Annotated in this window: 22 protein-coding genes; 12 read left to right on the forward strand and 10 right to left on the reverse strand. The window is 52.1% G+C overall.

Annotated features, from left to right (window positions below; genetic code table 11):
- Positions 1-1,359 precede the first annotated feature (1,359 nt).
- The 5 genes from LT42_RS24455 to LT42_RS24475 form a co-directional block, all read right to left on the reverse strand.
- On the reverse strand, positions 1,360-1,701 hold the full coding sequence (locus tag LT42_RS24455) for a TrfB-related DNA-binding protein (RefSeq protein ID WP_037019326.1): 342 nt from the start codon (positions 1,699-1,701) through the stop codon (positions 1,360-1,362).
- 183 nt (positions 1,702-1,884) lie between these two features.
- On the reverse strand, positions 1,885-2,367 hold the full coding sequence (locus tag LT42_RS24460) for a single-stranded DNA-binding protein (protein WP_037019328.1): 483 nt from the start codon (positions 2,365-2,367) through the stop codon (positions 1,885-1,887).
- A 300-nt stretch (positions 2,368-2,667) separates the two neighbouring features.
- Positions 2,668-3,297: a hypothetical protein gene (locus LT42_RS24465; protein WP_037019330.1), complete on the reverse strand. Its 630-nt coding sequence runs from the start codon at positions 3,295-3,297 to the stop codon at positions 2,668-2,670.
- A 91-nt stretch (positions 3,298-3,388) separates the two neighbouring features.
- Positions 3,389-4,327: a hypothetical protein gene (locus LT42_RS24470; RefSeq protein WP_037019331.1), complete on the reverse strand. Its 939-nt coding sequence runs from the start codon at positions 4,325-4,327 to the stop codon at positions 3,389-3,391.
- Positions 4,328-4,403: 76 nt separating this feature from the next.
- Complete coding sequence (locus LT42_RS24475; RefSeq protein ID WP_037019333.1) at positions 4,404-5,567, reverse strand: AAA family ATPase; 1,164 nt, start codon at positions 5,565-5,567, stop codon at positions 4,404-4,406.
- 318 nt (positions 5,568-5,885) lie between these two features.
- Here LT42_RS24475 and LT42_RS24480 point away from each other — a divergent pair, with 318 nt between their 5' ends.
- From LT42_RS24480 to LT42_RS24495, 3 genes are all read left to right on the forward strand, one after another.
- Positions 5,886-6,215 carry a type II toxin-antitoxin system RelB/DinJ family antitoxin gene (locus LT42_RS24480; protein ID WP_037019335.1) on the forward strand — a complete coding sequence of 110 codons (330 nt, stop codon included), beginning with the start codon at positions 5,886-5,888 and terminating at the stop codon, positions 6,213-6,215.
- Positions 6,142-6,462 carry a type II toxin-antitoxin system YafQ family toxin gene (locus LT42_RS25515; protein WP_081955459.1) on the forward strand — a complete coding sequence of 107 codons (321 nt, stop codon included), beginning with the start codon at positions 6,142-6,144 and terminating at the stop codon, positions 6,460-6,462. Before LT42_RS24480 ends, LT42_RS25515 begins: the two co-directional genes overlap by 74 nt.
- Positions 6,463-7,240: 778 nt before the next feature.
- On the forward strand, positions 7,241-9,643 hold the full coding sequence (locus LT42_RS24495) for an SIR2 family protein (protein ID WP_037019343.1): 2,403 nt from the start codon (positions 7,241-7,243) through the stop codon (positions 9,641-9,643).
- A 734-nt stretch (positions 9,644-10,377) separates the two neighbouring features.
- Here the strand turns inward: LT42_RS24495 and LT42_RS24500 are convergent.
- From LT42_RS24500 to LT42_RS24510, 3 genes are all read right to left on the reverse strand, one after another.
- Positions 10,378-10,746: a hypothetical protein gene (locus tag LT42_RS24500; protein WP_037019344.1), complete on the reverse strand. Its 369-nt coding sequence runs from the start codon at positions 10,744-10,746 to the stop codon at positions 10,378-10,380.
- A 207-nt stretch (positions 10,747-10,953) separates the two neighbouring features.
- Positions 10,954-11,241, reverse strand: coding sequence for a helix-turn-helix domain-containing protein (locus tag LT42_RS24505; protein ID WP_037019347.1), 288 nt, complete (start codon positions 11,239-11,241; stop codon positions 10,954-10,956).
- Between the two features lie 142 nt (positions 11,242-11,383).
- A complete protein-coding gene (locus LT42_RS24510) occupies positions 11,384-11,713 on the reverse strand; it encodes a type II toxin-antitoxin system RelE/ParE family toxin (RefSeq protein WP_037019349.1) in 330 nt (109 codons plus the stop codon).
- An 865-nt stretch (positions 11,714-12,578) separates the two neighbouring features.
- On the opposite strand from LT42_RS24510, the gene LT42_RS24515 reads away from it, so the two are divergent.
- Complete coding sequence (locus LT42_RS24515; RefSeq protein WP_037019351.1) at positions 12,579-14,003, forward strand: KAP family P-loop NTPase fold protein; 1,425 nt, start codon at positions 12,579-12,581, stop codon at positions 14,001-14,003.
- Positions 14,004-14,149: 146 nt separating this feature from the next.
- On the opposite strand, the gene LT42_RS24520 is transcribed toward LT42_RS24515, so the two are convergent.
- Complete coding sequence (locus tag LT42_RS24520) at positions 14,150-14,365, reverse strand: hypothetical protein (RefSeq protein WP_037019353.1); 216 nt, start codon at positions 14,363-14,365, stop codon at positions 14,150-14,152.
- Between the two features lie 16 nt (positions 14,366-14,381).
- Entirely contained in the window at positions 14,382-14,930 is a 549-nt protein-coding gene (locus LT42_RS25520; protein WP_081955461.1) for a mobilome CxxCx(11)CxxC protein, read from the reverse strand.
- 995 nt (positions 14,931-15,925) lie between these two features.
- Here LT42_RS25520 and LT42_RS24525 point away from each other — a divergent pair.
- The 8 genes from LT42_RS24525 to LT42_RS24560 all read left to right on the forward strand — a co-directional run bounded on the left by LT42_RS24525 (position 15,926) and on the right by LT42_RS24560 (position 26,695).
- Positions 15,926-16,888, forward strand: coding sequence for a tyrosine-type recombinase/integrase (locus LT42_RS24525; protein ID WP_037019355.1), 963 nt, complete (start codon positions 15,926-15,928; stop codon positions 16,886-16,888).
- A 558-nt stretch (positions 16,889-17,446) separates the two neighbouring features.
- Positions 17,447-18,190: an abortive infection family protein gene (locus LT42_RS24530; RefSeq protein ID WP_037019357.1), complete on the forward strand. Its 744-nt coding sequence runs from the start codon at positions 17,447-17,449 to the stop codon at positions 18,188-18,190.
- Between the two features lie 42 nt (positions 18,191-18,232).
- On the forward strand, positions 18,233-18,748 hold the full coding sequence (locus tag LT42_RS26305) for a hypothetical protein (RefSeq protein WP_276209569.1): 516 nt from the start codon (positions 18,233-18,235) through the stop codon (positions 18,746-18,748).
- 487 nt (positions 18,749-19,235) lie between these two features.
- A complete protein-coding gene (locus tag LT42_RS24540; RefSeq protein WP_037019361.1) occupies positions 19,236-20,861 on the forward strand; it encodes a methyl-accepting chemotaxis protein in 1,626 nt (541 codons plus the stop codon).
- 416 nt (positions 20,862-21,277) lie between these two features.
- A complete protein-coding gene (locus LT42_RS24545; RefSeq protein WP_037019363.1) occupies positions 21,278-22,873 on the forward strand; it encodes a histidine kinase famiy protein in 1,596 nt (531 codons plus the stop codon).
- A gap of 88 nt (positions 22,874-22,961) precedes the next feature.
- Complete coding sequence (locus LT42_RS24550) at positions 22,962-24,527, forward strand: EAL domain-containing protein (RefSeq protein ID WP_037019365.1); 1,566 nt, start codon at positions 22,962-22,964, stop codon at positions 24,525-24,527.
- A gap of 378 nt (positions 24,528-24,905) precedes the next feature.
- The gene (locus tag LT42_RS24555) at positions 24,906-25,391 is read left to right on the forward strand and encodes a hypothetical protein (protein ID WP_052075399.1); all 486 of its coding nucleotides are present in this window, start codon (positions 24,906-24,908) and stop codon (positions 25,389-25,391) included.
- 647 nt (positions 25,392-26,038) lie between these two features.
- Positions 26,039-26,695 (forward strand): AAA family ATPase, encoded by a 657-nt coding sequence (locus LT42_RS24560; protein ID WP_037019368.1) that lies wholly within the window; start codon positions 26,039-26,041, stop codon positions 26,693-26,695.
- The last annotated feature ends 56 nt before the right edge of the window (positions 26,696-26,751 follow it).

Genomic DNA, 26,751 nt, shown 5'->3' on the forward strand with positions numbered 1-26,751 from the left:
GGGGAGCGTGCTTTTGACTTTATAAAAACGGCGCGCAGCGCCCTTCCTTCTGCAGGATCGGGATGCACTCCAGTCCCTGGAGGTGATCCGTTCCAATGCGATGAGGGTTTGCGTGCGATACAGGGGGCCGGCTGGGCGTCAGGTGCAAGGGCAGAAGCGAAGCGTCCCTTGCACCTGACGCCCAGTTGGTCACCATCGCATAAAGCAAACCCCGCATTGGGACGTATCGCCGGAACTGGCACGCACGGACTGCGCGCTTTTGACCTGGGAGATTTTCGCCCGCGAAAATCGACTGCCTTTGGTGCGCGGAGCGCGCAGGCCTGAAAGGCCGGAACGAGAGTGGACCGCCCGAAAGGGTCGAGACTAGACCGAAGGGCGACGGCTCGATGGCGCAGCGCGGGGAACGTCCCCCGAAGGGGGCGAGCATGGCTGGCAGTTAAAGCTTTGAGGATCGTCCCATTGCACCCATCCATGGCTAACAGCATTTACTCCCTCGCCGGGAGGCAGAGGGCAAGGGAGGTGCAGCAACCCCTGCCCTTTACCTCGAAGGGTTTTAAACGCCCTTCAAATCCATCAAGGCACGCTGCGCTCGCTCCCAGCGCCCGTTCGAGGCTCGGCCGGTGAACCGGCCCTGAGCTTCGCTGCGGCCTTGTACAGCGGCCTTGACGCCTCTGCAAACCAGTACGTGATTGATGGGCATAGCCGCCCTGCGCACATTAAGGGGAGACATTCCGGCTATACCCGACGGATGCCTAGCGACAGCCTGTCCTAATTAAGGAGGAGAGATTCCGGCTATGGCTGATGGCCTTTCCTGCACGACCGAAGAGCACAGAGAGCATCGTTCGATCCGTCTCAAAAGGGGAGAGATTCCGGCTATGCCGCTACGCTGGTCAGCGCAATCATGATCGCGGCGCAGCCCGCAGGGCTGAGCCGTCTGATGCAGCTCAAAGGAGGAGAGATTCCGGCTATACCAATATCCTGGCCAGCGCGATCGGGACGACGGCACAGCCGCAAGGCTGCGTCGTTCGATCCGGCTTAAAGGGGGAGAGATTCCGGCTATCCCAGACGCTGGGCAGCGCGACCGTGACTGCGGCGCAGCCAACAGGGCTGAACCACTCAATCCAGCTTAAAGGGGAGAGATTCCGGCTATGGCATATCTTGGCAGCGCGAGGGACGACGGCACAGCCTGCAAGGCTGTGTTGTACGATCTGGCTTAAGGGGGAGAGATTCCGGCTATCCCATACGCTGGGCAGCGCGACCGTGACTGCGACGCAGCCGGCAGGGCTAAGCCATTCAATCAAGCTTAAAGGGGAGAGATTCCGGCTATGGATCAGCGCACACGTCTTGGGAAGAGAGCTTTTATTGCTCTGGGGTTTTGGCTTTTTTGCGCGTCCCAGCCTGTGATTCAGCGATGAGGGCCAGTACCTGGTTAACCAGCGTAGGTGGCACTGCCACCTCGACCCAGCCGCGTGGCACTTTCTTGCCGGTGGCTACTGCCTGTGACTCCTGCCATTCCTCATAAGCCTCCCACACCCTGTTGACCGACTTCTCCACGGCCTGTCGGGTGACACCAAACCTAGCGGCAATCTGGGTGTTTGTGTACTCGCTGGATTGGGTAAGCGATAACCGGGCCGCTTCGATCCGCTCAGGATCGATGCCCTTGAGGAACGGTAGCAGCAGCTCAAAATCCGCTACGGTCATTGACCGCCTGACCCGGCCTGGCCGTGGCTTGGTAGTTGACATGCTTTGCCCTTACTTGAGAAGGCGCCGCTGGGCGGCGCCATAGTGCCGACAGATTGAATTTTACGGCATCTTCGCAGCCGCCCTGGGAAGTAATGACTTCCCTCTTGAAAGCCCCGGCCCTAAGGCCAAGGCGGAGTCGGGTCAAAACGGAATGTCGTCATCGAAGCGATCAAAATCAGGGGCTGGCTGCGGCACTTGCTGTGGAGCGGGACGCGATTCGCGCTGAGGCTGAGAAGCGGCTTGCGGACGTGCCTGCTGCTGAGAAGCGCCGTCCTCTTGAGGACGGCCACCGAGCAACTGCATGGTGCCTTGCATGTCGACGATAATCTCAGTTGTGTAACGCTTGATGCCGTCCTTTTCCCACTCGCGGGTCTGCAGCTTGCCTTCGATGTAAACCTGCGAACCCTTGCGCAGATACTCGCCGGCGATTTCCGCAACCTTGCCGAACATCGAAACACGGTGCCACTCGGTCTTTTCGACCTTCTGCCCAGTCTGCTTGTCGGTCCACTGTTCGCTTGTTGCCAGGCTCAGGTTGGTCACGGCATTGCCGTTGGGCATGTAGCGGACCTCTGGGTCTTGCCCGCAAGTTCCGACCAGAATTACCTTGTTAACTCCACGTGCCATGGTGCTGCTCCTTGTCTGGCATGGTTGCCATAGATTGACTAAAATTCTATCTGCGCCTAGGCGTAAACCACAGGGTGGCTTCAGGGATCTTTGGATCGCACCCCGCTTCTGATGAAAGTCAGATGGCCCAGTGTCAGGTAACAGCGTCCTGCCCCGTCGAATGCATGCAATCGACGGCTGAGAATCCCGCCTGGAGCGGGATTCTCCGTTTCTGATCTCGTCTGTGGAGAGTGATCACGCCCTCTTTTGCCTTCCGGCTCAAGAGGCCGTGAATTCGTACCCCAAACCAGCTGATTGCGGTTATCTGGTGAAAGGCCCGGTAGACGATAGCGCATCATTTGCCGAGGAAGAGGGCACATATACTCGATTGCTCTGCTCATGTTCCTCTTGGTGAGCCTTTTGAATGCGGTAAGTCAGTTCGTCTTGAAGGTTTTCATAGTCGACGTTTTTGCCGTCCTGGTCGCGTAGACCACCGTAGTTGAACACTACCAGATGCTTGCGAAAGCCCCTTCCCTTACGTGCACTTGGCATCTTGAAAAAGATCTTCAACCGGCTGTCATTGAATTTCGGCAGAGTGTCAGCCTTTTCGGCGATAATGTGAAATACCGTATTGAGCTGCATCTGTCCTATCCCGCTATACGATTCCACCTCTGTACCTTCAATGGACGTATAGGGAACTAACCCATCAGCATTGAAAAACCAGATGCCCTTATCCTTCAGGATCATCAAGGTTTGCGAACCAGCCTTCCGATTAAGCCACGCCATAACCCAGAACCATAGCGAACACACGCCTAGTATCGCGGCAATTCCGTTGGAATTAGGACGCAACCCAATCAAGGCCATAACCAGAAGCAACATTCCACCCACTAAAGCTCGCACAAATACACGGCGACGCTCAGTGAACGCTATATCATTGACTGTAGAGTTCATGATTTTCCTTAAGTAATAGGCGCGAAAGCGCATCCCTGATTTGTGTATCAACCTTCATTGCTCTGCCTGCAATGCCCGCAAAAAAACGGCTTCATCTGGGGAGGGCAGATTGCTTAGCTAGCCGCCTGGCACGGCGAATTCTGTTTCTTACTCGCTTGAGGTCCTGTAAGGGCACAATGCCCACACGAACGACCCAATAAACCCTCCCGTGGGTTTTACGAAGCAGCATCCGTTCGCCTACATCATACAGCTCCAGAAGCTGAGAGATGAACCGATAAAAGCCGGCCTGGCTAAGATACTGGTCGTTCAGCCGCTCAAGCAGTGCGACGCCTATGTCCTTAACAAATGCCATAATTACCGCCGTGGGGAGCACACAAAGACCAATGGGCAGGACTATGACGATTGTTAGATTGCGGATGATTGACCACGCGTTGGCGGGGAGCGTTTCGAGCGCACCGAACAAGGTGTCTGGAGTGATGGTCGTGATGAGAATGGCCGCAAGTATTGCGACCAAGCCTGCCATGTAGGTGGCAAAGTTGGATGTGCTCGGAAGCCTGAAAAAGCCAATGGCACGAATCCAGATTGGATCTTGGGCACGCCGTTTGATTTCCTCCCGCCATTCCCACTCTTCAACCAGATGGCTCGCCAATGCACGAAGACTTTCCTGCTGGCTGAAGATTCTACGGATGAACGCGATTTTCTCGCGGTCCAGACTGCGATAAGGGGTGCGCATGCTGACGCGACTTGCAACTGGATTCAGATATCGAAACCGACGCTCAGCCCCGACAAGATGAATTTGTACCGCCCCGAACAACATTGGTATTTCAGCCAGTAGAAGCAAACATTGATCGCGGGAGCTGAGAAGCTCGCCTTGATCGCTGAGTCGCACATACAGATCAAAAAATGTAAGGCTTACTACAAGCGTCGCAAGCAACACCGTAAGCCAGAAAACAGACGAAGTCAGCGCATACAAAACTGGTGGACGGAACGTTTTACGGTAGAGACGTATTTTGTCGGCTATGCCACGCATGCGGGATCCATTGCTTTGGTACTCCATTAAGAACACGACGCCGGCATCAGTGAGCTACCGCATCATGGCAAACACTTCAGAATTTACTCAGTACCGCCTGACGCTCACGCCAGATTTCCTGGACGAAGGGATCGGTCACACCATATAGCCCGTGGCCACGGCGCATGATCAAGTTGGCGGCGAGCAATTCGTTTGCCACCGGCTGAATCTCATCGACACGAACCTCGCGACCCACGACCTTAGAATACTCGGCAGCAGCCTCATTTGAGAACACGCCTCGAGCGTCACCTTCAACAGACGCAATGCGATCAAAGATGGCTTGTGCCAGAACCCCAAGTTCCTCGACTTTCCTCAACTCGTGATCTGCAGCGGCTGATCGCAAGGTGGTAGCGATAACCGGTAGCACCACATCCGGGTCAGAACCGGGAACAGGTGAGTTGATCAACTGAACAAAAGCCCGGATAAATTCCTCCGGCCTGTTACCCAGTGTTCTAAACGCACCCGCCGCAACGTTTAGAGATGGCAGGTGGGTGTAGCCATCGCCCTGCAACCTCTTGAGCCAGAACTCTACGTAGTCATCACCCAGCACGGGGAATGGGATGTTGGTAGCCCCGGCGAAAGCCTGGTTACGTCGCGCAGTCATTTCTCCAACCATCGCCCGGTGAGAGCCGGTGCCTATGAAAAGGAAGTGCCCTGGGGTGTTCGGTCGCGGGTTGATCGCATCACGTGCCGACTTCAATGCCAGCATCATCTGTTGCCCATCCTCGGTAGTGATGGCGTGCTGCACCTCATCGACGATGAGCACGACATCTGTCTTGGCCTGATCCACCACCTCGGTCAGAGCATCGGCGAGAGTGACACCGCCATCCTTCCCCAGCGTTTCCAGATTGAAACCAAACTTGAATCCGACTGCTTCAATCTCGGCACCGCGCAAAGCTTTCAGCTTCTTTAAAAATGACGATGTGGGTGTCTGAAGGTCAGTCAGTGCCTTCCGTACTGCGCCATGAACTAATTGCGCAGGGCTGGTTTGGGTATCACTCCATAGGTCGACATAGATCACCAGCGCTCCGCCTTCCTCAAGAGCAGGAATCAAGTCGTTTTTCAGAAAGGTAGTTTTGCCTGTTCTGCGGAGACCAGACAGGAACAATCCAGAGCGAAACCCGATTTCAAGCGCGGTGGGTTTTAGGAGCTGCTTGGTCATCTCAGCAGCCAGTTGGGGGCGAAGAAAGATGTCGACCATGGCTGAATTATCCTCAATTATTGGCAGGCAATAATTATTCCCCAAGCATAATTTCTTGTAAAGCAGCCAAGTCGGTCAGTCGCGGAGTGACTGGTTGCCCCCTTGCCATACCAGGATGGAAGGTCAGGTTGGCACCGCTGGTGGGGACATCGGCTTGCGATTCAGCCAACCTCCACTGCCGGAGGGGATTCGTTGTAGGCCTTTCAGCGGCTGGGCCGATGATCAGAAATGATAAGGGATTACTTGTGGTTATTTGTGAAAGGGTACAAACTACATGTAGTAACGATGTAGCTACACAAGGCATTGGAGGACGATATCATGACAGCATTACTGAAAAGCACCGACGTGCGTTGCCGCATCGAAGAAGATTTGAAAGAGCAAGCTACTGCAGTGCTGAGCGCTTGCGGCCTGAGCCTGAGCGACGCGATGCGTCTCTTTCTTCGTCAAGTTGTGGAAACCAGAGGGCTTCCTTTTGAAGTGAAGGCGCCTTCCGAGAAAACGGCTCGAGCCTTGGCTCAAGCTCGTGAGATCCGCAGTCGGTTCGATTCGATTGACGAATTGTTCGAGGATCTAGATGGCAAAGAAGCCCGCAAAACCGGCAAATCTAAAGCGCGCCCCGTTGCCGAAGAGAACGGCGTACACGCCTGAATTCAAGAAATCATGGCAGCGGCACAATGATGCTGGCCGGCAACCTATGACCGAAGCCAGGGATGTGATGAGAATGCTCTGGGAAGGTGATACGTTGCCGGCTCAGTACCTAGATCACGAATTGCAAGGCGAATGGGCGGGCAACCGAGAGTGCCATATCCGTGGTGACTTCTTGCTGGTCTACCAGGTCACGAAAACAGATGTGATTTTTGTTGATATAGGCACTCATGCAGAGCTGTTCAAATGAACCCGCTACGGCGGGTTTTTTATGCCTTTGGAACGCCGACGCATCCTCGCAGCAGCCGGGGACAGGACGTTGATAAGCTGTCCCGAATGGATGACCAGCCCTGGTGATCGATGGTGGACAGGATGAACATGAGGATGTTGGTGTCAAGCATGAACTTGAGCATCATAAAGCCTCGCTTCTGATCGGCCGGCTGCTCACCTCCCGCCGTAGTCGGCGGTAACGCTATTGTCTTCGAATCAGCTGAGATCAAAAGGTATCCCACCAGCGTCGAGTATCAAGGCTGTCTTTCCGACCTCGCACTTTCCTGTAACCGTACCGGCTCAAGCGGCCAGCGATCACGGGGAAGGGATTGCGTCTGTGGAAAGTCGAGTCGATGCATCCACTACCCGAAAGAGGTCAGATGTACCCAGCCCCACCGACCACCGCACAGGATGCAGGCAAGTCGATCGGCAAATGAGCTTGTAGCACGTCAACTTCCCGTGCCGGGGAGCATCTGTACTTTGCGACCTAGCTCCGGGCGACGTAGTTTGTGCAGCCGCTAGTCAAGGAAGGAATGGGCCAAGAACGAGTAGCTACCCTTACAGCACCACATAAAGGCTGTTAATAGAAAATCTCAAGGACTTTCCCGACCATAGTGTCCGCCCAGTATCTGCCTGCACAATGCGCTCTGCGTCGAGCTAGTAGCCAGATGCTACTCCGATCTTTCTGGGCGTGGCATTCTATAGCCTTGGCCTAGTCGCATGAAGCACTAGGAAGGAGCTTTAGGGTAGGAGGGGTTTTGGAAATCATTCGTCATGATGCGCCTGAAACAATCGAGTTGCTTTCAGATTTTTTCAAGCGTGGGACTCTTGTACCCGTTTTCGGTGCAGGATTTACCGTAGGGGAGTCGGCTCAGAGCGGAGCTAAAGTTCCTTCAGGCACCCAGCTTTCAGAACTCATGCTAGAGCAACTTAAACAGCACGGCATAGGATTGTCAGAAGATGATCTAAAGAAGCTCGAAGGATATAGGTTTCCTGATCTATGTGAGGTATATTTTGACCAGAGCATTTTGCCACAGGAAATTACAAAGGCCACCATTCGAGAACGGTTTTACAACGTATCTCTATCTTCCAATAAAGCATCGTTGATAAACGATATCGACTGGAAGTATATTTATACTTTAAACATAGACAATGCCATTGAACGCCATTCCCAATATTCCCCAATATACCCTTACGATTCGAATCTGAGCAACAGCTCTAGAAATTTTCGACCAGTCTATAAGTTACATGGGGATGTGTACTACGAAGTAACGCACGATTCAGAGCGCCTTGTATTTCAGAAGGCCTCCTACCTTGAAAGCATTGAAACCAATAAGCGAATGCTTGAAATACTGGAGGAGGACCTTTTATATAAGAATATTCTATTCATAGGGTGCTCTCTTACTGATGAAGACGATATAGCGTTTTTGGTTTCAGGCCAAAAAAGCCCTAAAGACTCTAAAACAAAGCGCATAATATTTCGCAGTGCGGCTCCTAGCTCCTTAGAATCCAGCGTACTGAGAAGGCATGGGATTAACACCGTTATTCTTATTGATGACCGCCAATATGACCAAACATACTCTTTAATACAAAAGGCATACTCCTTATCTGCCGAAGGTGATGCGGAGCTCGAAAAGTATATTTTTGAAACAACTGTGTTAGATGCCAACGCGCGATCCAACCAAGATTTTTTGATCAAGGGTGTTGCGGAAACTGTCGGGCAAAGCTCTAAGAGCGCAGCGATCTTGCCTTATTATTATGGTGTGCGATCTAAAGAAAAGCAGATAATTTCCAGCATACACCATGGCGGATCACTTGTTTTATTAGGTCCGCGAGTGTCAGGAAGAACGTTAACACTTAGATCAATTGCAAATTCATTTAAAGACCGTAAGGTTTTTTTTATAGATTCCGGAACCGAGTTGGAAACTCACTTCGTAAATCGACTCCTTGGTCTATCCAACTCCCTGATAATTTTTGACTCAAAAACAATCGACACTGAGCTTGCCAAGGTAATTCGAAATAATGAAACAAAACTCAGGGAAAGAAAAACTTCAGTGCTAATTACTCTCGACTCTGGTGAGGGGTACATAATAGACGCACTGAGCCCTTCGAAGCTGAGTCAGGTACCGATCATCGAAATTAGCCGAGTCTTTGACCAGTCCGAAACGAAGCTGGCGAACCAAGGTTTAAAGTCGGTTAGGTGCCCAACGTTTAAAGGTGGGAAAAAGCTGTTAGATAATTTATTTTTTGTCTACGAGACACTTGGGCAAAACACTGTCATCAAGCGCGTGCCTAAAGAAAAGGAGCTACTAAATCTTCTTTATCTCATGAGTGTCAAACGAAAAGTGAATGGCGACTGGGCGAGATTTATAAGCTCGGATTTAGAGCATCTAGAAAAGATTGTTTCCAGCTGCTCCCCTTATCTGGAGTTCGAAAAGCTAGATATCACTGAGATTGCAAATCACTCTGGTTATAAAATAATATGCAACTCTGAGGCTTGGCTTCTTGCAGTGATGTCTGAGCTTTATCGATCACGTGGCGAAGCTTGGTGTGTCGACGCGATTTTCAATCTTGTCCGTGATTTACCAGACGACGAGAAGCGACTATCGATTGATTTGTCACTTTTTGATAGTCTTAACTTTGCTTTTGGCGGGGATTTAGGAGGTGCGGGTGATTTAATTCTGAAGTTTTACGAACGCTTGGAGGTTTTACGAGGTTCGGAGCCCGAGTTTTTTGTTCAGAAGGCAAAAGCATATTACAGTATGTATCGTGCGCTAGATGTGGTGGACGAATTAAGTAAGCGTTTGCAAGAGCTTGCTATCGCAGAAACGTGGGCTAGCTCTGAAAACAACTCTGCTGCAGAGCGAAACATTCGCCATACAAGCGCTTTGATCTCATTGCGCAGAGCTGCCGAGTGTAAGTTCGAAAATTTGGATTACACTATTGATGCCATTAAACGTACTTGGACAGCAATCAGTGGTGAACAATTTAACTCTGAGTACGTTGCAAAACTAGCTGATGGAAGCTTAAAAGGTAGCGAATACCTTAAGGGTCTTCTTAAAGCAGTTTCAGATGGTAGGGTCACGAGTCCAAGACTATTAGAGGTGAAGGATTATATTGACTCTATCAAGATGCGTTCTGAATCAGAAGGAAAACAATAATTTTATTACACTTGCCAGTTTCTCATATGGACGATATAGCAGCCTGATATTGAATCTCCACTTTCCAGAGGTATTAAATGGCCTGGTCGTGCAGAAAAGCAGAGGATGGTCGGCAGCGCGACCAGCGCCAGCAGTGCGTGGATGACAGCTCGCATATCACGAAACCGTCGGCTGCGGCAGGCATTAGGAGATACAGGCTACCGAGAGGAGCCATCTTAGGCCCGCATTTGTGATAGTTACACCACGTTAATAATTTCCAATCAGGCCCGGCCTTGCGCGCACACCCGTGTTCCAAAAACCGAGCATTGATGCATACTGAAGCGTTGGTGGCAGATAAACCAGCCATCAGTAGCTGCAGCATTTCGCGGCCCTGCGAGCTGTAATATCTGATTGCATGCTTTCAGCGAGCTGCACCATCAACTTGGTGTTCACAATCATTCGTCGATCAGAGTAACCGCCCGAGTATTCATCTGGGCAATATCGTAATGGATAAGATCCAGCTATAACCTCTCCACATTTTCCTATCTATCCAGCACGTAATCTTTAAAGGTGTGTATCAGCCCGCAAACGTTCAAAAGCCCCATAAAGGCTGCTCCAAAAATCGCTAATCCTGAACCAGCGTGGAGCAGGTTGTACATACCTACCCATATCCCACAGCACGCTACACATGACATTAAGCTCCACAAAAAAAACCGCCTGAGCACCAGAGCAGACCGACGCAGCATCGAGTTTTCCTATTCGTCTAAAGAATGCTTGCGTCGAAGATGCTCACCAAGCTGACCTATGCGTAGCTGTACTGGGGTTTGTTTCCCTTCTCGAATTCCAAAATCGCCAGGCGCAGTGCTGATTTCGATTTCAGCAGCTTCTTTCAATGCAATCTGAAAGAACGCGAAAGCATGCACCTCGATCTTGTGGCCACCTGGAAATTCAAGTCCCAAGATGCCTACAGTGTCGTCCTCATCGTGAAGCTCACCTGTAGGTGTCACGCGCACGCCGGTAAAAGCGTGGGTCAAGGGACCAGAGCTATCGACATTGCATTGATATTGCGGCAACTGCCGGAGTGCATTGATGTAGCGAACGCTGAGTTTTGCAGACAATTCCATTTCATTCCCTCAACTGAAAGACCCGAAACACGTCCTCGATACTGCGAAAGCCAGCAGTGAGCGGGTTTGATGGTGCGCCGACATGACTCTGACCAAGACAGGAAAGCGGATTACCTTGAATTTCCAAGGCCTAAACGTAAACGGGCCAGCACATAAAGGCCAGCCCGTTCGATACATTATTGCGTTCAAGTGGTTGATTGCCTGGGATCAGGCCGCAGAACACTCGGTTACTTCGATTTGAATTTTCAGGTTTGCACCGGTCAACATGTTGACCAAGGCGTCCAGGGAGAACTTGTCGATTTTCCCCTTCAGCAGGTCATTGAGGCGCGGCTGTGTAACATGCAGCCGAGCGGCCGCTTCCCTTTGGGACATGTTCCAGCCTTGTACCACACTGGTCAGCGCCATGATCAACTCAGAGCGCACACGCAGATTTTCTGCCTCTTCTGGCGTGTCAACCAACGCGTCCCATACACTGGTGTAGCGTTCGTTTGCCATAACTGTATTACCCTCGTGACTTCAAAAGTCTGATTACTAACTATTTGTTACGTTTACCCAGGGCACGAGTCCTAGCGGGTACTGCTTTCGGACGAATACCCCCTATCTTTCGATAAGGGGTGTCGCCGTCGCCCATCGCCGCCTAGCCCAGTGACTTGAACCGGGCTTTGCCCAGGTCAATGTCACGCTTTTCCGTCTGTTGTGTGGTTTTACGGAAGGCATGCAGCACATAGATTGCCTCCGGCCGGTCCACCACATAAAACACGCGAAAAGCCCCGTCATCACACGTCACTCGAATTTCCCGGACCCCTTTACCAACATCTGGCATGGGCTTCCAGTCATCCGGATCATCACCTTTTTGCACCTTGCTAAGCTGGAACCCGGACCGCCGCACTGCGGTACTGGGAAAGTCTCGCAAGTCATCTTTACTGCTGCCAACAAATTCGATCGGCTTTTCGGTAACGCGTTCCATCACAACTCCTTAGCCTCAGGGGCTTAAATCTATAAGTAGGGTTTCGCATAGCAGTTCCTCTTGGGTAGTCCATACCGTGGCGTGTCGCGGCCTTAAAATTGGCTCTTTCGCGATCTATCACACCCCGGCTACCGGGTTATGCGCTGCACAATGCAGCGGGATGAATTCTATATCGGTTTTGATATCACTGTCAACACAGTGGCTCCCATTTCCACTTCGGCCGATATCAGAATCAACATAAGTCAATGCATTGACGAGCTTGCATCAAGGCTGCTATCACACGGCCCTTTCACCTGCGCCGGGGGTTCTGCCGACGGACGTCATGCACTGACCCCAAGCAGCTGGAGCAGAGGGATCTGTATTGGCCGTGGATGGATTGGGGGCGACGGCCGTGACAAACGGCTTGTGAGTACAGCGAATTTCCTACTGCGCGTCAGGGTCAACAGGGGGCCAGAGAATGACCGGGTATCCGGCTTACTGCAGTCCTAGGTGAGTCAAAACGGTGTGCTATGGTTTGAAAGCGTTCAAACAATGCGACTCAGAGGAGTACATATGTTTACAGATATCAAGCCAGGTCCGAAACCAAAGCGCGAAGATGGGAAAGACGACGAAAGACGCCGTGTAGATCCGCCCGGTGAGAAAAAACACCCAACCTTGCCGCCACATAAACACAAGCCGGGCGACTGATAGTTTCAGTGGCAATCGACCTTCTGTAAAAGCTGCCCGCTACCGGCGGCTTGCTCCATGGCTACCTAGCGGCATCATCCCACCGCTTGAAATGAAAGCTGACGATCAGACTTTGACTGTACTTCCAAAGATGCGCTGGCATAATCAAGCTTAGCCTCACACAGAATGAAAGGTAGCCATGGAACATTTAGAGCAACAAACACCCTGGGCTAAAGATTGTATGGACAGGCAACGGGTGGCGAAATTTCTCACACGACACTTGGATCAGTCTCCGCACATAAAAGTGCTCAACATTAATTCCGAGTGGGGATCGGGAAAGACTTTCTTTGTTACTGAATGGCAAAGGGAAGCTAAAGAAAACCGAGTATGCGTGTATTTTGATGCTTGGAAGCATGATTATACAGGTGATCCATTCGTATCTTTAGTGGCCACTATCAAAGACCAATTAACCGACCAAATCGGACGGTCCGCGAAAACGAAGAAAACTCTCGCTGCTTTTACCAAGTCTGCAGCTAAAACGTTGCTTGCTGCGACACCAGTTATTGTGAAAGGGCTAGTGAAGAAGGCTACAGCCATCGATGCAGAAGACTTGGCGATTGCTACGGAAGGCCTAGAAGACCTGCCCAGCGACGCTGCAGAAAAAGCCATTGAGAAACTGATTGACTCAAAGAAGGAAGCACTTAAAAGTGTCGAAGATTTTAAGAAAGTTCTGCTTGATCTTCTAGCGGAAGCGGCAAAGAATAAAAATTCCGATCCAATTCCTGCTTATATATTTATCGATGAGCTTGACCGTTGTAGACCGACCTTCGCCATTGAGCTTCTCGAAAGAATTAAGCATTTGTTTGATATACCATTATGCAAATTCATAATCGCGAGCGACACCACGCAGTTGGCACACTCCATCACCGCGATATACGGAAACGGTTTTGAATCGCATAAATACCTCAAACGCTTCTTTGACGCCGAGTTTGAGTTAGACAATACCAATATGGAGAACTGGGTAAAAACCGTCTTTGCCGGTAATTATCGTGATTCATGGACCGCTATTGCGCTTCCGCTAGCTAGTTCTGATAATGACAGGCACGCCTTTCCAAGCGAAAAACGAGTAAACCCTGACCAAAACACTATTGCGCACAACAAAACCAATAAGCTTAATGCAAGGCAGGTTGTTATTCTCGCAATGCTCTATACATTCGACCCGCAGCTTCGGGAGCTCGAAAAGCTTGTGTCTCAAATTCAAGCTTTTGAAGAAAACTGCGCTAAAGATTCTTTTCAATTCTTTTGGGCCGCGTACCTTCTATTCCTTAAAGATGCGGACAGGAATTTATACCGCGCATTTCTAAAAGGAGACGAGGCAGCAAAGTCGGTGGAGGGTAAGTTCCCGTCAATGAACCTACATTTCGGCGACTCCAACTCAAGCATTCATACCATCGCTGGTTGGTATCTTCGGTGCCACCGATCAACCAGACAAGAAGTTAGAAACTTTCTGAGCAGGGAACAGGGCGCGAGTTTTATATCTGAAATCCTTAACAACTTTTACAATCATTATGCTCAGATCAAGCTTTACCCTGCATTGGTAGATCTAGCTCATCGACTGGACTAATGGGATATACGCTCTCCATATCTTAGAGGCTTGGAGATGTCTACGAAGCCAAGGGCGATTAAATTTTTATGCACCCCCATATCATTTTCTCGATTGAAAATAGTTTAAGAGTAAGCCACGGATGGGCCTACTCTAATAACTCTTTATTACTTACCGCAAGTTGGGCACCCACCAGGCACTGGAGCAAAGTTTATCGTCGTCGCGTTTTCCATGGACTCAAGACCATAGCTCTTGATAATCTGTCGCTCGATTAATGCTCCGGTAGCTCGTTGTAATTTAACCACAACCTCAATCACTTTGCGCTTCTCGGAATCGCTAAGTTTCATAAACGCATTAACTATCTTTGATACGTTATCGCTCATTTTTTATGCTCCACAATTAAAAATTTCCGCAACCATCGCATTTTGACGGCTTTGAGCTTATTGGTACTATTTTACATACCGAGCAGGCCTTGCCATAGTACTGCAAAGATCTACGATTAGCGAAGCGCTTTTCTTTATCTGAAACCCCTTTTGCTATATCTTTTTGCTCTCTTTCTTCATAATCTGTACAGGCCTGCTCATACTTTTTCTTTAGATCAACAGCGCTGGAACCAGATATTTTTTTGAACCGATTATACAACTCTGTATTAGCCTTGGTCGAATCGAGAGCATATTCGTACTGCTCGTCCCAGCGAGCTACAAGAGACCATGTAGATAAGGTGAGCTGACACAGCCCGACCACACCTGCGCATGCCAGTGCAATGGGTAATATTGCAGAGTTTGTTCCGAACGCCAGTACTGTCCCGCCAATGAGAACGGGAGAAATAATTCCTAGGAACGTTATCCAGATTCTTAACCTTTGAAGCCTCTTAGCTCGTGCCTCAAACAGCTGTGCAGTTCCATAGGCATGAAACTCTTTACTCCAACATTCTTTAGCGTAATCCATGAGATTCTCGTCTTGGCTTGAACCATTTAGGTGCAGCTGCTGCTCAGTAGGTTTTAATCTTTGTATCGGTCAGTAGCATCATCCGTTGAGTTACGCTGACACTCGATGCCCGCCGTCAACCGCATTTTGAGTAGTCGTGATTCTCCCGCTAAGTTCATAGTCTCTACCTCAATCTTCGGTGCTGTAATGTGCCTTACACTTTGCGCATATCTACTTACCTGCGAAGTGAAAATTAGATGCACCGCTGGACAGCCTGACCTGAAGCTTGCCGGTACCCCAGCAAGACGTACAAATCTCCCAACCCTCCATTGCAGCTGTATACATCTTCTTCCCTATAGGTTGGCTGACCAGTTGCCTTCTCCTTTATTGGAATTTCTAGAAGCGCGATCTGGACGTGAGTTGCCGGGGGCCTCATTTTCAGATCACCATTTCAAGCTTCGCGCCACCAAGCGCCAAATTTAGGCACGAAACGAGCATTTCAAATCTCCATCCCGACCTTACTAACCAAGTCGCGAAGCTTGTTTGAGGCTTGCCGTCACAGCGCTATGATGTCCATCGTGTACTGCTCTGCCGGGAGCGACAACTGCACTTTCCTACGTCCTCGGCCCCACCTTTTTCATAGTCGGAGCTTGAGGGTACTGCTGAGCGACGATGCCTGATCTAAGATGGATCCAACACACTACTGATGTCTCTATGCCAGAGCAACCTCGATCCATGTCAAATCGTGGCTTGATTGATGTTACGTAAGGATTGCTTTGATCAAGCTTGGTATGACCTAGCATGGCCTGCACCGTCTCGACGTATGGGTCAAGGGATCATTGTTGCTTATCCCTTCCGGCTAATGCATATCAGCCACGCCATATTAATTAGTGATAAAATACGTTATCACCAATTATCACCGTTTATCCGATCTGCGTACGGCGTTCGCTTAGCGCGTTCTTTTGGTGACTGGAATGACCATCAGTGCTCGTAGCAGTGCCAACAGAGAGATAGATATGCAGGAACTGACGAAAACTGCCCAGAACGATCAGCGCAGGCTGACGGCGGTCGAATTTCAGGATTTGGCGCGGGTACCCGCTGCAGTCGAGTGGTTTGCCAACCTGGACAACCCTCGAACACGACGTGCCTACCAAAATGACCTGGAGGACTTCTGTGGTTTTGTCGGATTGGCTTCAGCGGATGAGTTTCGCGTGGTGACCCGATCGCACGTTCTGGCCTGGCGTGCCCAGCTCGAGCATCGCGGTTTGGCGGGCGCCACGATCCGACGCAAATTGGCAGCTTTGGCCAGCCTCTTTGATCACCTCCTAGAAAGCAACGCGATCGCCGGCGGCAATCCCGTGCATGGGGTAAAACGACCGAAGATAGAAAGCAACGAAGGCAAGACACCGGCACTGGGCGATCACCAGGCCAAAGCGCTGCTTGAGGCGCCGGATGAAACGACCCTCAAAGGGCTGCGCGACCGGGCGATGTTAGCTGTTCTTCTCTATCACGGGCTGCGCCGCGAAGAAGCGGCGCTGCTGCAGGTGAGCGATATCCAGGAGCGACGCGGGATCCAGCATCTGAAGGTGCATGGCAAGGGCGGCAAGGTGCGATATCTGCCGCTGCACCCGGTCGCAGCCGGCCGCATTCATCAGTACTTGGAAAGCTCAGGGCATCATATGGCCGACAGAAAGGTGCCGCTGTTCATACCGCTGCGAGGCAAACTGACAGGCGCCGGTATTACGGCCAATGGCATCTACACCGTGGTCGCAGCCTACGCGAAGATGGCTGGGATTCAGGTCGACGGCCTTGGAGTGCACGGACTCAGAGCCACTGCGGCCACCAACGCCCTGGAGCATGAAGCCGATATCGCGAAGGTCCAGGCCTGGCTGGGTCACGCCAATATCAGCACGACCAAGATCTATGACCGGAGAGAGAACCGGCCAGAGGACTCACCGACCTACAAGGTGAAGTATTAACAGATGAAGTTCGGGGCTGTGCAGCAGCTCACCCCCGGGCATTGTCAAGAATGTCGTGCAACGCTACCCAGGGATGATGGTCTTCAAAGTCGTTGGCTGGACAGGTTTCGGCGTGTAGGAATGGGGCTTCGCAGTCTTCCAGTGCTTGGCTTTCCATGCAGCCAGTGCATACAGCACGTCCGGCAACGATCGACCATCGACCGTTCCATTCTTCAATACCTCGTTCAGTCTCCACTGTTTCCATTCCTCAGCGTACATTTGTTAGATGCTGAAGGTAGCGCTGTGCGGGCCGGTTTGATACGCCCAAAACCATACCCTTGTTTGAGTTGTAAGCCATGCGCACCAACCAATAAAGCTACGCCTGTTGGTCGGTTTATTAACGGCAGCTTTCGGCCAAATGCGGTCACTCAGCTATACGGTAATTAGTGGATTTGAGATTGCGCGCAACCGCATAGCCCCATACGGCGCACGCGCAGCTGTGTCGCTACGCGCTAGGCTTATAGGCAATCATGAGCTGGTATAACTGTTTGGTATACAGGCGACGAAAGTAGGAAAGCTATGGCTCTCATTGATGACGTTGAAGGCTTGCAATCGATCTACATCAATCGTGCCACCGGGAACGGAAACGACGATGATGAGCGGGCTCACCCTCTTTACCGGCAGAGCGTTCTTGATGACCCTCGTGTGGCATCGCTGGTTCCCGCGTGGGTGCGTCGTTACAGGAACTTGGATCAGTTTTGGGGGTTCATCCAGCCGAAATTCGCAAGCTACGCCGAGCGTAGGAAATTCATCTGGGATGATTTTAGGGCGCTCGTTGACTTCGCTGAATCGGGTGGGGAGCCCCCTTCAGATATCGTTGTCTCTGAAGCGCTGGACCGCATTGACGCTGAGCACGTTCGGATCGCTTGGACAAAGGCGCTTGAAAGGCGCTCAACCGATCCCGAGGGAGCTATAACCATGGCCCGTACGCTCCTAGAGTCGGTATGCAAACACATTCTTGACGAAGCCGGAACGAGCGACCATGAGACAACTCCTGACCTGAACAAGCTCTACAAGCAAACAGCTACGCTTTTAAATCTGACGAAGGCACAACATGAAGAGGTTGTATTTAAGCAAATCCTTGGAGGGTGTACAGCAGTTATAGAGGGTTTAGGCGCGCTTCGGAATCGTCTCAGCGATGCTCACGGAAAAGGAAAAGGCGGGGTGAAGGCTGCTCCAAGGCACGCAGAGCTGGCAGTGAATCTGGCGGGCTCAACTGCACTTTTCCTGCTTGCCACATGGGAGGCAAAGAACGGAGATTGAGTTTGGTATCGCTCAATAGAGGGCGGATCAAATTCGGTAAATATGAGTGGTCAAATCAACCTAGTACCAACAACTCAAAAACGTCAGCTCTTGGCGGGTAAATGCCTGCCCTCATTAGGCAGCAATCGGCCAGAAGCAGTCACTGGACAGCTCTGCCGTCAGTCGCTGGCCTCGGCCGTCGCTGACATTCAGGCCTCTCACAAACTCTTCACACGCAGCCAAAAGTTAGGAGCCAGCACACCTATGGCCTACGAACTTCATATTTTCAAACCAATGGAAATAGCTCTTGAAGAATGGCAATCACTTTGCGCAAGTGATCCATCGATGAAGCTAGAAAACGAGTTGGCTCGCAGAAATCCCGTCACCGGTGAAACGATTGTTTCCAGCGGCAAAAACTCGGCAATTTGGACGAATCCACTAACACAGCAACAGTATCTCTTTGATTATCGCAAGGGGGTAATTTCCTTCGTCTACAGCGATGCGGCAATCATTAAGGCCAAGGAAATTGCGAAAGCACTCGCAGCCATCGTTGAAGGCGATGAAGGTGAGGCATATTGACAATGCCCTGTGACGGATGCTTTCTCGCTTCCTCTCAGCGGTTTTGACCTGCTAGCTGCCGACAGGCCGCTATGGGTCGATAGCTGTCGTTCGCAATGAACAAGAATCTGCGGCCATAAAAAGGCCCCCGGACTGTCGGAAAGTCAGGAGGCCTATTTAACGGATATCCCGTTATACGCAGCCAGTAGGCGGCACAGGGTTCTATCCGAGCGGGTGCTTTAGGCGGAAAGCTACCCAGACAAGACTGCTGCCGATCGCCTCAAGGCACCACTTGCGCCCTGGCAACGATCCAATCCACGGCACGCCTTGCTCTCGACTGCGTATGCCCAGTTTGAAGCCAGACCTCATGGAGGGCGGCGTTCCCCTGTGTAAGTTTCCAAGACGGGCCGCACCAGCTATCGGCTGGAGGTCGCGTCCTTATGCTAATACCTCAAGTAAAAACGCCCGTCGTCGATGTCCTTAGCACAATCATCAATCGGACTCGGACATGACCTTCCGCTCACTGAACATCGCTAGCCGCAGTTTATTGTGTTTCGGCCTTTTGGCCGCCTTGGTCGCCGGTGTCGGTATTTTCGGCGTTCTGCAGATGTCGCAGATCCGCAACCAGAGTTTGGTGATCGAGAACAACAGCGTTCCGAGTATCGTCGAAGCAGACAACCTTGCCCTCCAGCTGGCCCGCACCCGAATTGAAGTACTGCGACTTTTGGCCATCCCTGATTCAGCAACTGTCTCAAGCACACGCACCAAAATCGACGGCATAAATGGCGACGTGGCTGCAGCATTCGGCCGCTACGACAGGCTTGTCACCTCGGATCATGAACGTCAGGCCTTCGAGAGCCTTCGCCAGGTCCACCAGGAATACCTGAAGAGCATTGGTCAGCTCGCCGAACTCGTTGCCGCTGGAAAGGTGGATGAAGCGCGCGCTCTGGTGCAGTCAGGCATGGCACAGCTGGGTGCGAAGATGAATGAAAGTACCGAGGCCCTGCGCAAGATCAACCAGGAGGACATCAAAGCAGCCGCCGAAACCGGCAATGCGACGTATACCCAATCCAGGTCCATCACTTGGGTAGCTATAGGACTTGCTCTGGGCCTGACTCTGCTGCTTGCCTGGCGTCTAACCGTAAGCTTGACCAGACCGATAGCTGACGCTGTAAGCGCCGCCAAGACCATCGCCAGTGGTGACTTAACACAGACGCTGGACACACGTGGTAAAGACGAAGCGGCTCAGCTCCTGCAGGCGATGCAGGAGATGCAAACTAATTTGCGGGACACCTTGGGCCACTTGGGCCATTCCGCGACTCAACTCGCTTCGGCTGCGGAGGAAATGACGGCGGTCATGCATGAGAGCGCTATCGGCCTGCAGCAGCAGAACAGCGAAATCGAGATGGCAGCCACAGCAGTGACGGAAATGAGCCAAGCGGTCGACGAGGTAGCCGGCAACGCTACGGCCACCTCGACCGATTCGCGACAAGCCGCCGATACGGCGCGCCAAGGACAGCAACAGCTCGGTAATACGCTCAGCGCGATCGAGACCCTGACAAATAACGTCATGGGCGCAAGCGAGCGCGCGGGTGAGCTGGCTGAGCAGACTCGCAACATCAGTCAGGTTCTAGACGTCATCCGTTCGGTCGCCGAGCAGACCAACCTTTTGGCTCTCAACGCTGCAATCGAGGCCGCTCGCGCAGGCGACGCCGGTCGTGGCTTCGCAGTGGTTGCCGATGAGGTCCGAGCGCTCGCCCATCGCACCGGCGAGAGCACCCGGGAAATTGAAAGCATGATCGGAAGCATTCAGCTGGGCACCGGCCAGACTGTAGATGCTTTGCTGACGAGTGCCGACCAAGCCCGGCAGACCCGCGAACAGGCCCAGTTGGCCAGCACTGCCCTCTCCGCCATTTCCCAGTCGGTGTCGGGCATTGACGAGCGGAATCTGGTGATCGCCAGCGCTGCCGAGGAGCAGGCTCAAGTGGCCCGCGAGGTCGACCGCAACTTGGTGCGAATACGTGATCTCTCGGTGCAAACAGCGGCCGGGGCTGAACAAACACGGGCAGCGAGCCAGCAGTTGTCAGAACTGGCAGTCGGACTCAACGAGCAGATCCGTCGATTCCGGGTGTAGCCCACATCACACGAGCCTAGTTCGAGGCCACCCCTGCCGATTGAGCGCCAAGCGGCAGGACACTTCGTTCAATCATAAGTCCCGTTTCGGTAGCGCAAGTCAGGGATCCAACGGCATGCCGTCTGGGCCGACTTTCGGCAGCCAGCTGTTTGCCGCCTCATTCACGGCCGTCACTAGCTCCTGGAATTGCTCTGAAAGAACGTGGGGAATGAATGGGTTCGTCATCCGGTCTCTCGCCGAGCCACGAATCGACGCCTGTAAACTCGGTAACACCCTTACTCAGCTACATCGTCGAAGCCTGCCAATTCAGCCAAGGGGTTTGAGGAATCTTAATCATTCGGATCTGTCTGACCACCATCGTACGGCCTGTCCGCAGTCCTGGCTGTCTCTGTATTCCTCCTTGACCCGGAGCTTCGATGGTCCACCGCACGCAGTCTGTCAGCAATACCTCAACCGGCGACATCAGCGGTTCGGATCACAACGTGTTTTTTGCGGCGGTAGAAACTACCCGCATGCCGATGATCGTTACGGATCCCAAACGGCCTGATAACCCAATCATCTTTGCCAACAACGCTTTCATCGAAATGACCGGCTACGACCGGTCAGAAATCGTCGGTCATAACTGTCGATTTCTTCAGGGCATTGAGACCGATCGAGAGATTGTGGCCAAGGTTCGTAAAGCGATCGACGAGGAAACTGAGATTGCGGTCGAGATCGTCAATTATAAAAAAGACGGATCGTCGTTCTGGAACGCGCTGTTCATTTCGCCGGTGTACAACGAAGCTGGAGAGCTCATCTATTTTTTCGCGTCCCAGTTGGACGTGAGCCGTCGGCGTGACGCCGAGGATGGTTTGCGTCAAGCGCAAAAAATGGAGGCTCTTGGGCAGCTCACAGGCGGGATAGCTCACGATTTCAATAATTTGCTGCAGGTGATGATCGGGTACCTGGACATGATCCAGCGAACCGCTGGCAAGCCTCAGTACGACCAGCAGCGGGTACTGCGCAGTGCGACGAATGCGCGCGACGCAGCGGAGCGAGCGAAGACTTTAACTCAACAGCTGCTTGCCTTTTCACGCAAGCAGAAGCTGCAGGGTCGTGTCATCAATCTCAACAACATTGTCAGCTCCTCACAAGACATGGCCTCTACGGTGCTCCTCGATACCGAGCTGAGACTAGTGCTGCAACCTGATCTATGGAATTGCCGGGTAGATCCAACGCAGACAGAGGTTGCGCTGCTGAACATCTTCATTAATGCCCGGGACGCCATGGAAGCACGATCAGATCGGTTGCTTACGGTCGAGACCAAGAACGTCACCATCCAGGATCTCGCGTCGACTTCCTATGACGGGCTGATGCCGGGCCGCTATGTCAGTGTTGCTCTCACCGATAATGGTACTGGCATGCCTGCTGCCATTGTTAACCGAGTCATGGACCCCTTCTTCACCACGAAAGAGGAAGGTAAGGGATCTGGGCTAGGCCTTTCGATGGTCTACGGCTTCATGAAACAGTCCGGAGGAACGGCCCGCATCTATTCCGAAGAGGGCATCGGGACCACCATCCGAATGTATTTCCCAGCCGACGATAGCCAGTTGCATGCCTCACATACTCCCGAGCATGTTCCTGAGCAGGCGGGTCATGAGCGAATTTTGGTGGTTGAAGACCGACCTGACGTGGCAGAGCTGGCCAGGATGGTGCTGGAGGAATACGGCTACTCCTGCGCATTGGCCTACAGCGGCAGGGAGGCGTTGCAGATGCTTGATGGGGAGAGCTTCGATCTGCTCTTTACTGACTTGATCATGCCTGGCGGCATGAACGGCGTAATGCTCGCTCGAGAGGCTAAGCGTCGGCATCCCAACCTCAAGGTACTCCTCACAACCGGGTATTCAGAGAACTCACTTGAGCGCACGGATGCGGGCGGAAACGATTTGGATGTGATCTCTAAGCCCTATATTCCGACCGACCTGGCCAAGAAGATTCGTCAGGTCCTAATTGGACCCAACGGCGTGAGTTAAGTCGCGTCATAGACGGCGCCCGTCGGGCGCTTCTCCCAATGAATAACAGCGTGCACAGGCATGCTGCTTGAAGTCTCAAGGAGCGAGCATGAGCAGGTTCAAAGTCGTTGCAACCGCGGTCTCCTGCGGCGTGCTAGGCGCTGTCGTCGCTATCTCGCTGACGTCGTACGCCTCCTGGTCCAGGGCGATATCGGACGAGCAGATGCTTCTGCAGATATTTTCAGAACGAGCAATGAGAAATGTAGAGATTTCGCTAGACCAAGGACGGTCGGCTATTTCGTCATTAGATAATTGGACGGGCGTTCGCTGCTCGTCAGACCACATAGCGTTCATGCAGCGTGTGACGATAAATACCCGAGCCATCGAGGAGGTCCGCTACCGCGACGGGGTGACTCAATGCAGCTCCTGGGGGGATAGTTTCAGCAGCGGTGAGGACCCTGAAGTCGATGGCGCGTTAGGCGGTGGCTTTGAGCTTGCATTGCGTGCCGAGTCGCATATAAAAGGAGTCGATCCGATTACGTTGTTGAGACGTGGGTCCTACGGCGTGATCATTAATACCGGTCGTTTGTCAGACGTAATACTAAACCAGCAGTTGAAACTAGCTATTTTTTATCAAGGCAGGATGGTTAGCGGTTTACGGATTGAAGACGCTGCGCCTTGGAGTGACGTCATCTCACAGGGCAGGCAGCACGATGAAAGCAATCTCTACGCAGTGACTCAGAGGAATGAGTGGACCGCCGTAGTTGCTGAACCGATGACATCGCTCGGTACAAGCTTCAACAGGGAGTTATTACGAGCGTTGCCTACGAGCTTGATCATTGGTCTGTTGATCGGGGCGCTCGTGATGACTTTCATGCTCAGAAGGCGTTCCCCTTTTGCTGAGCTACAGACTGCCATTCGCAAGCGTGAATTCGTAGTTCATTATCAGCCCATAGTGGCCCTGGACTCCGGCGATTGTGTTGGAGCCGAAGCCCTTGTCAGATGGATCAGACCAGACGGAAGCATGGTTGCCCCTGACAAGTTCATCCCGCTAGCTGAGGACACTGGCCTCATCTTGCCGATCACTGACCAAGTCATCCAAGGGGTGGTGGACGACCTAGAGTCAGTACTTGCCAATAATCCTAGCCTGCACATCGCTATCAATCTCTGTGCAGACGACATCAAGACCGGCCGCTTCATCGGTGTGATCGAGTCTGCGCTACACGGCGGCTTGATCAAAAACGAGCAGATCTGGCTGGAAGCGACTGAGCGAGGATTTATCGACATCACCTCTGCAACAGGGTCCCTCAAAAAGGCCCAAATGTTAGGTTTCAACATCGCGATAGATGATTTTGGAACAGGCTACTCGAGCTTGCAGCACCTTCAAAGCTTGCCAGTTAACGTCCTGAAAATTGACAAGGCCTTTGTGGACACCATCGGTATAACCTCAGCGTCTAGTTCAGTTATTACACACATCATTGCCATGGCGAAGACGTTAAACCTGGAGATCGTAGCTGAAGGGGTAGAAACGGAAGCTCAGGCGGCCTATCTGAAGGCTCAGGGCGTTGAATACGCACAGGGTTGGTTTTACTCAAAAGCCCTTCCGGCTGGAGAATTTGCCCTCTTCATGCAACAAAAATCTGCCCCCTTTCGGCCCGACTGTGGAGGAGCCTAAAGGAGTCGTCCAAGCCTCTGCTGCGATCTCCTTGCCGTTTACTAGCAGTCCAGCAAAGTTACCCGCCAGATAAAGCACGCTTAACGTAAATCCCGTTATTCGTAATGCGCGGCAGTCTTCAAGGGGCTGACCATTCTTATCCGTTTTAGGCCGATCATTTACAGCAGGACCTGACCCGGCGCATGGCCATCTTCTCGGGCAATGGTTACTTGCCACGACGCGCCTCCGTTCAGCTCACAACGGATTCAGGTGTGACTTTTCGCCAGGTGACTGGTAGTGACAGCACGCTAACTCTATTTTCAGTGGTTTTTAGGAACACGAATTGCACACCTGTAACCCGCGCTACAATGCCCAACTTTTAATGCACGAGCGGCTGCGATGAGCTGGACTGATATAGACGACAACGGACGTGTCTACAGCATGTCGCACCTGCAGCCGTTCACGCATGTTGTACGCATCGATGGAGTCGACATCACTATCCATTTTAGCTTCGGGTTTCACTGTTTTACTGACGAAAAAGGGGATGGCAAGCTGATTCTCAACCGGGGCGAGCGTCGAAACTTTTCACCGTCGCGCTGGGAAGCGAGCAAGGAGCTGGTGCCATGGGTCTTGAAGCGAATGCTCGATGCCCACGTGACGATGCACATCGATCAAAAAAAGCAGCGTCGATACTTCGCCATGGATCTCTACGAGTACGCTTTGATTTTCAATATCACCAAGCCTGGCAACACCGAAAATACGCTGAAAGTCACGATGATCACAGCCTACCCCGTAGACCAATGGGGCCGTTCCAGCTTACCGAAAGGGCCGAAGCAGAATCTCTCATGGGTGCTTGGGCAACGCGCCAAGGGCATTACGGTATAGCTCAAAAAGCAGAAAGCCCCGGCGCTTGCGCGTCGGGGCCCCTGTGAATCTCGTTAAAGGTCTACCTTTTCGCGCACTACACGCTTATCCAGCCAAGGCTCGGAGAGGCATTTCAGCCTCCGGATCAGCGCCCCTTTTTCAAGGTTCCAGTATGCGCTGACATAGTTATTATCCTGCTGGATGACGCACGTGTCAACGTCCCTACCTCAGCAGCTACATGCTCAGGGCAAGCGAATTCTGTACCGACCAAAGACTGTGCACCCTCTGAACCCAGCACCGCGCCGCCGACATGCGCCGGCGGATTCTTGATGTGCCCCGTTATCGGCTACTCGTCGAAGAACTGGACGGGCTCTACAAGAGCACCATCTGGCTTGGCGCGCAAACGTCGAGGGCGATCTGGTGGCCCTGCTTATGATGTTGCTATTGCTTGCTGTCGAGCGGCAACGACTACCATGACCGGCCTACTGGTACGGCAGTTCCTACGGATAGCTCCCGGCGAGCATCCCTACCTTTGAACGAAGACAGCCCAGAGAAAGCACGAATACCTGAACGGTACCAAAGAGATCCTTATAAGATACCTATATAATTGACTTAAGACACCAAAAGGATATCCTTATGATGTCTAACGAAGAGCAAAGGATATCCGTATGTCGATTTTCGTGATTGGGAACAGTAAGGGAGGGGTGGGTAAGTCCACGCTCACGGTTCAAATTGGCATAGGCCGCGCTCTGCAAGGCAAGGACGTGCTTGTCGTCAACAGTGACCGCCAATCATCATCCTCTAAAGCGATTGACCGTCGGGATGCTGCAAATCTCACTCCGAGCGTCACCCTGGTCGCTTACCCCGAAGGTGAACAGTTAAGAACTCAAGTCCTACGGCAACTCGACAAATACGATGACATCATCATTGATGCGGGCGGGCGGGACAGTTCAGCATTTCGACATGCCATGATGATTGCTGACGTGATGCTAGTGCCTATAGCGCCCGGCAATTTCGAACTGGATGCGTTGGAAGATGAACTGGTCCCGTTGATCCGTGAAATCCAGTCCTCCCGAGCGGACAACCCATTGCCAATCTATGCCTTCCTCAACATGGCAGAACCCAAAAAATTCTCCAGCGATAACATTGGTACACGTAAATCGATTGAGGCCTTCCCTGAACTGCAGCTCATTGACCTAACCATTACGCGCAGGAAGTCGATAGCTGCGGCGTCGACGCTTGGTATGTCAGTTTCAGAAATGAGACCTAGGGATGTGAAAGCATGCAAGGAGATCGAGGCGCTGCTTCAAGCACTATTTGACTAGTTAAATACCCTAAAGGTATTAATTAGATACCGATTTGATATCCTAAGGATATCCAA

This window comes from Pseudomonas lutea (assembly GCF_000759445.1).
GTDB lineage: Bacteria > Pseudomonadota > Gammaproteobacteria > Pseudomonadales > Pseudomonadaceae > Aquipseudomonas > Aquipseudomonas lutea.

Excerpts from the sequence above, each read along its gene's own strand:
- LT42_RS24455 (WP_037019326.1), bottom strand. The coding sequence starts at position 1,701 with ATGACCGTAGCGGATTTTGAGCTGCTGCTACCGTTCCTCAAGGGCATC.
- LT42_RS24460 (WP_037019328.1), bottom strand. The coding sequence starts at position 2,367 with ATGGCACGTGGAGTTAACAAGGTAATTCTGGTCGGAACTTGCGGGCAA.
- LT42_RS24465 (WP_037019330.1), bottom strand. The coding sequence starts at position 3,297 with ATGAACTCTACAGTCAATGATATAGCGTTCACTGAGCGTCGCCGTGTA.
- LT42_RS24470 (WP_037019331.1), bottom strand. The coding sequence starts at position 4,327 with ATGCGTGGCATAGCCGACAAAATACGTCTCTACCGTAAAACGTTCCGT.
- LT42_RS24475 (WP_037019333.1), bottom strand. The coding sequence starts at position 5,567 with ATGGTCGACATCTTTCTTCGCCCCCAACTGGCTGCTGAGATGACCAAG.
- LT42_RS24480 (WP_037019335.1), top strand. The coding sequence starts at position 5,886 with ATGACAGCATTACTGAAAAGCACCGACGTGCGTTGCCGCATCGAAGAA.
- LT42_RS25515 (WP_081955459.1), top strand. The coding sequence starts at position 6,142 with ATGGCAAAGAAGCCCGCAAAACCGGCAAATCTAAAGCGCGCCCCGTTG.
- LT42_RS24500 (WP_037019344.1), bottom strand. The coding sequence starts at position 10,746 with ATGGAATTGTCTGCAAAACTCAGCGTTCGCTACATCAATGCACTCCGG.
- LT42_RS24505 (WP_037019347.1), bottom strand. The coding sequence starts at position 11,241 with ATGGCAAACGAACGCTACACCAGTGTATGGGACGCGTTGGTTGACACG.
- LT42_RS24510 (WP_037019349.1), bottom strand. The coding sequence starts at position 11,713 with ATGGAACGCGTTACCGAAAAGCCGATCGAATTTGTTGGCAGCAGTAAA.
- LT42_RS24515 (WP_037019351.1), top strand. The coding sequence starts at position 12,579 with ATGGAACATTTAGAGCAACAAACACCCTGGGCTAAAGATTGTATGGAC.
- LT42_RS24520 (WP_037019353.1), bottom strand. The coding sequence starts at position 14,365 with ATGAGCGATAACGTATCAAAGATAGTTAATGCGTTTATGAAACTTAGC.
- LT42_RS25520 (WP_081955461.1), bottom strand. The coding sequence starts at position 14,930 with ATGGATTACGCTAAAGAATGTTGGAGTAAAGAGTTTCATGCCTATGGA.
- LT42_RS24525 (WP_037019355.1), top strand. The coding sequence starts at position 15,926 with ATGCAGGAACTGACGAAAACTGCCCAGAACGATCAGCGCAGGCTGACG.
- LT42_RS24530 (WP_037019357.1), top strand. The coding sequence starts at position 17,447 with ATGGCTCTCATTGATGACGTTGAAGGCTTGCAATCGATCTACATCAAT.
- LT42_RS26305 (WP_276209569.1), top strand. The coding sequence starts at position 18,233 with ATGAGTGGTCAAATCAACCTAGTACCAACAACTCAAAAACGTCAGCTC.
- LT42_RS24540 (WP_037019361.1), top strand. The coding sequence starts at position 19,236 with ATGACCTTCCGCTCACTGAACATCGCTAGCCGCAGTTTATTGTGTTTC.
- LT42_RS24545 (WP_037019363.1), top strand. The coding sequence starts at position 21,278 with ATGGTCCACCGCACGCAGTCTGTCAGCAATACCTCAACCGGCGACATC.
- LT42_RS24550 (WP_037019365.1), top strand. The coding sequence starts at position 22,962 with ATGAGCAGGTTCAAAGTCGTTGCAACCGCGGTCTCCTGCGGCGTGCTA.
- LT42_RS24555 (WP_052075399.1), top strand. The coding sequence starts at position 24,906 with ATGAGCTGGACTGATATAGACGACAACGGACGTGTCTACAGCATGTCG.
- LT42_RS24560 (WP_037019368.1), top strand. The coding sequence starts at position 26,039 with ATGTCGATTTTCGTGATTGGGAACAGTAAGGGAGGGGTGGGTAAGTCC.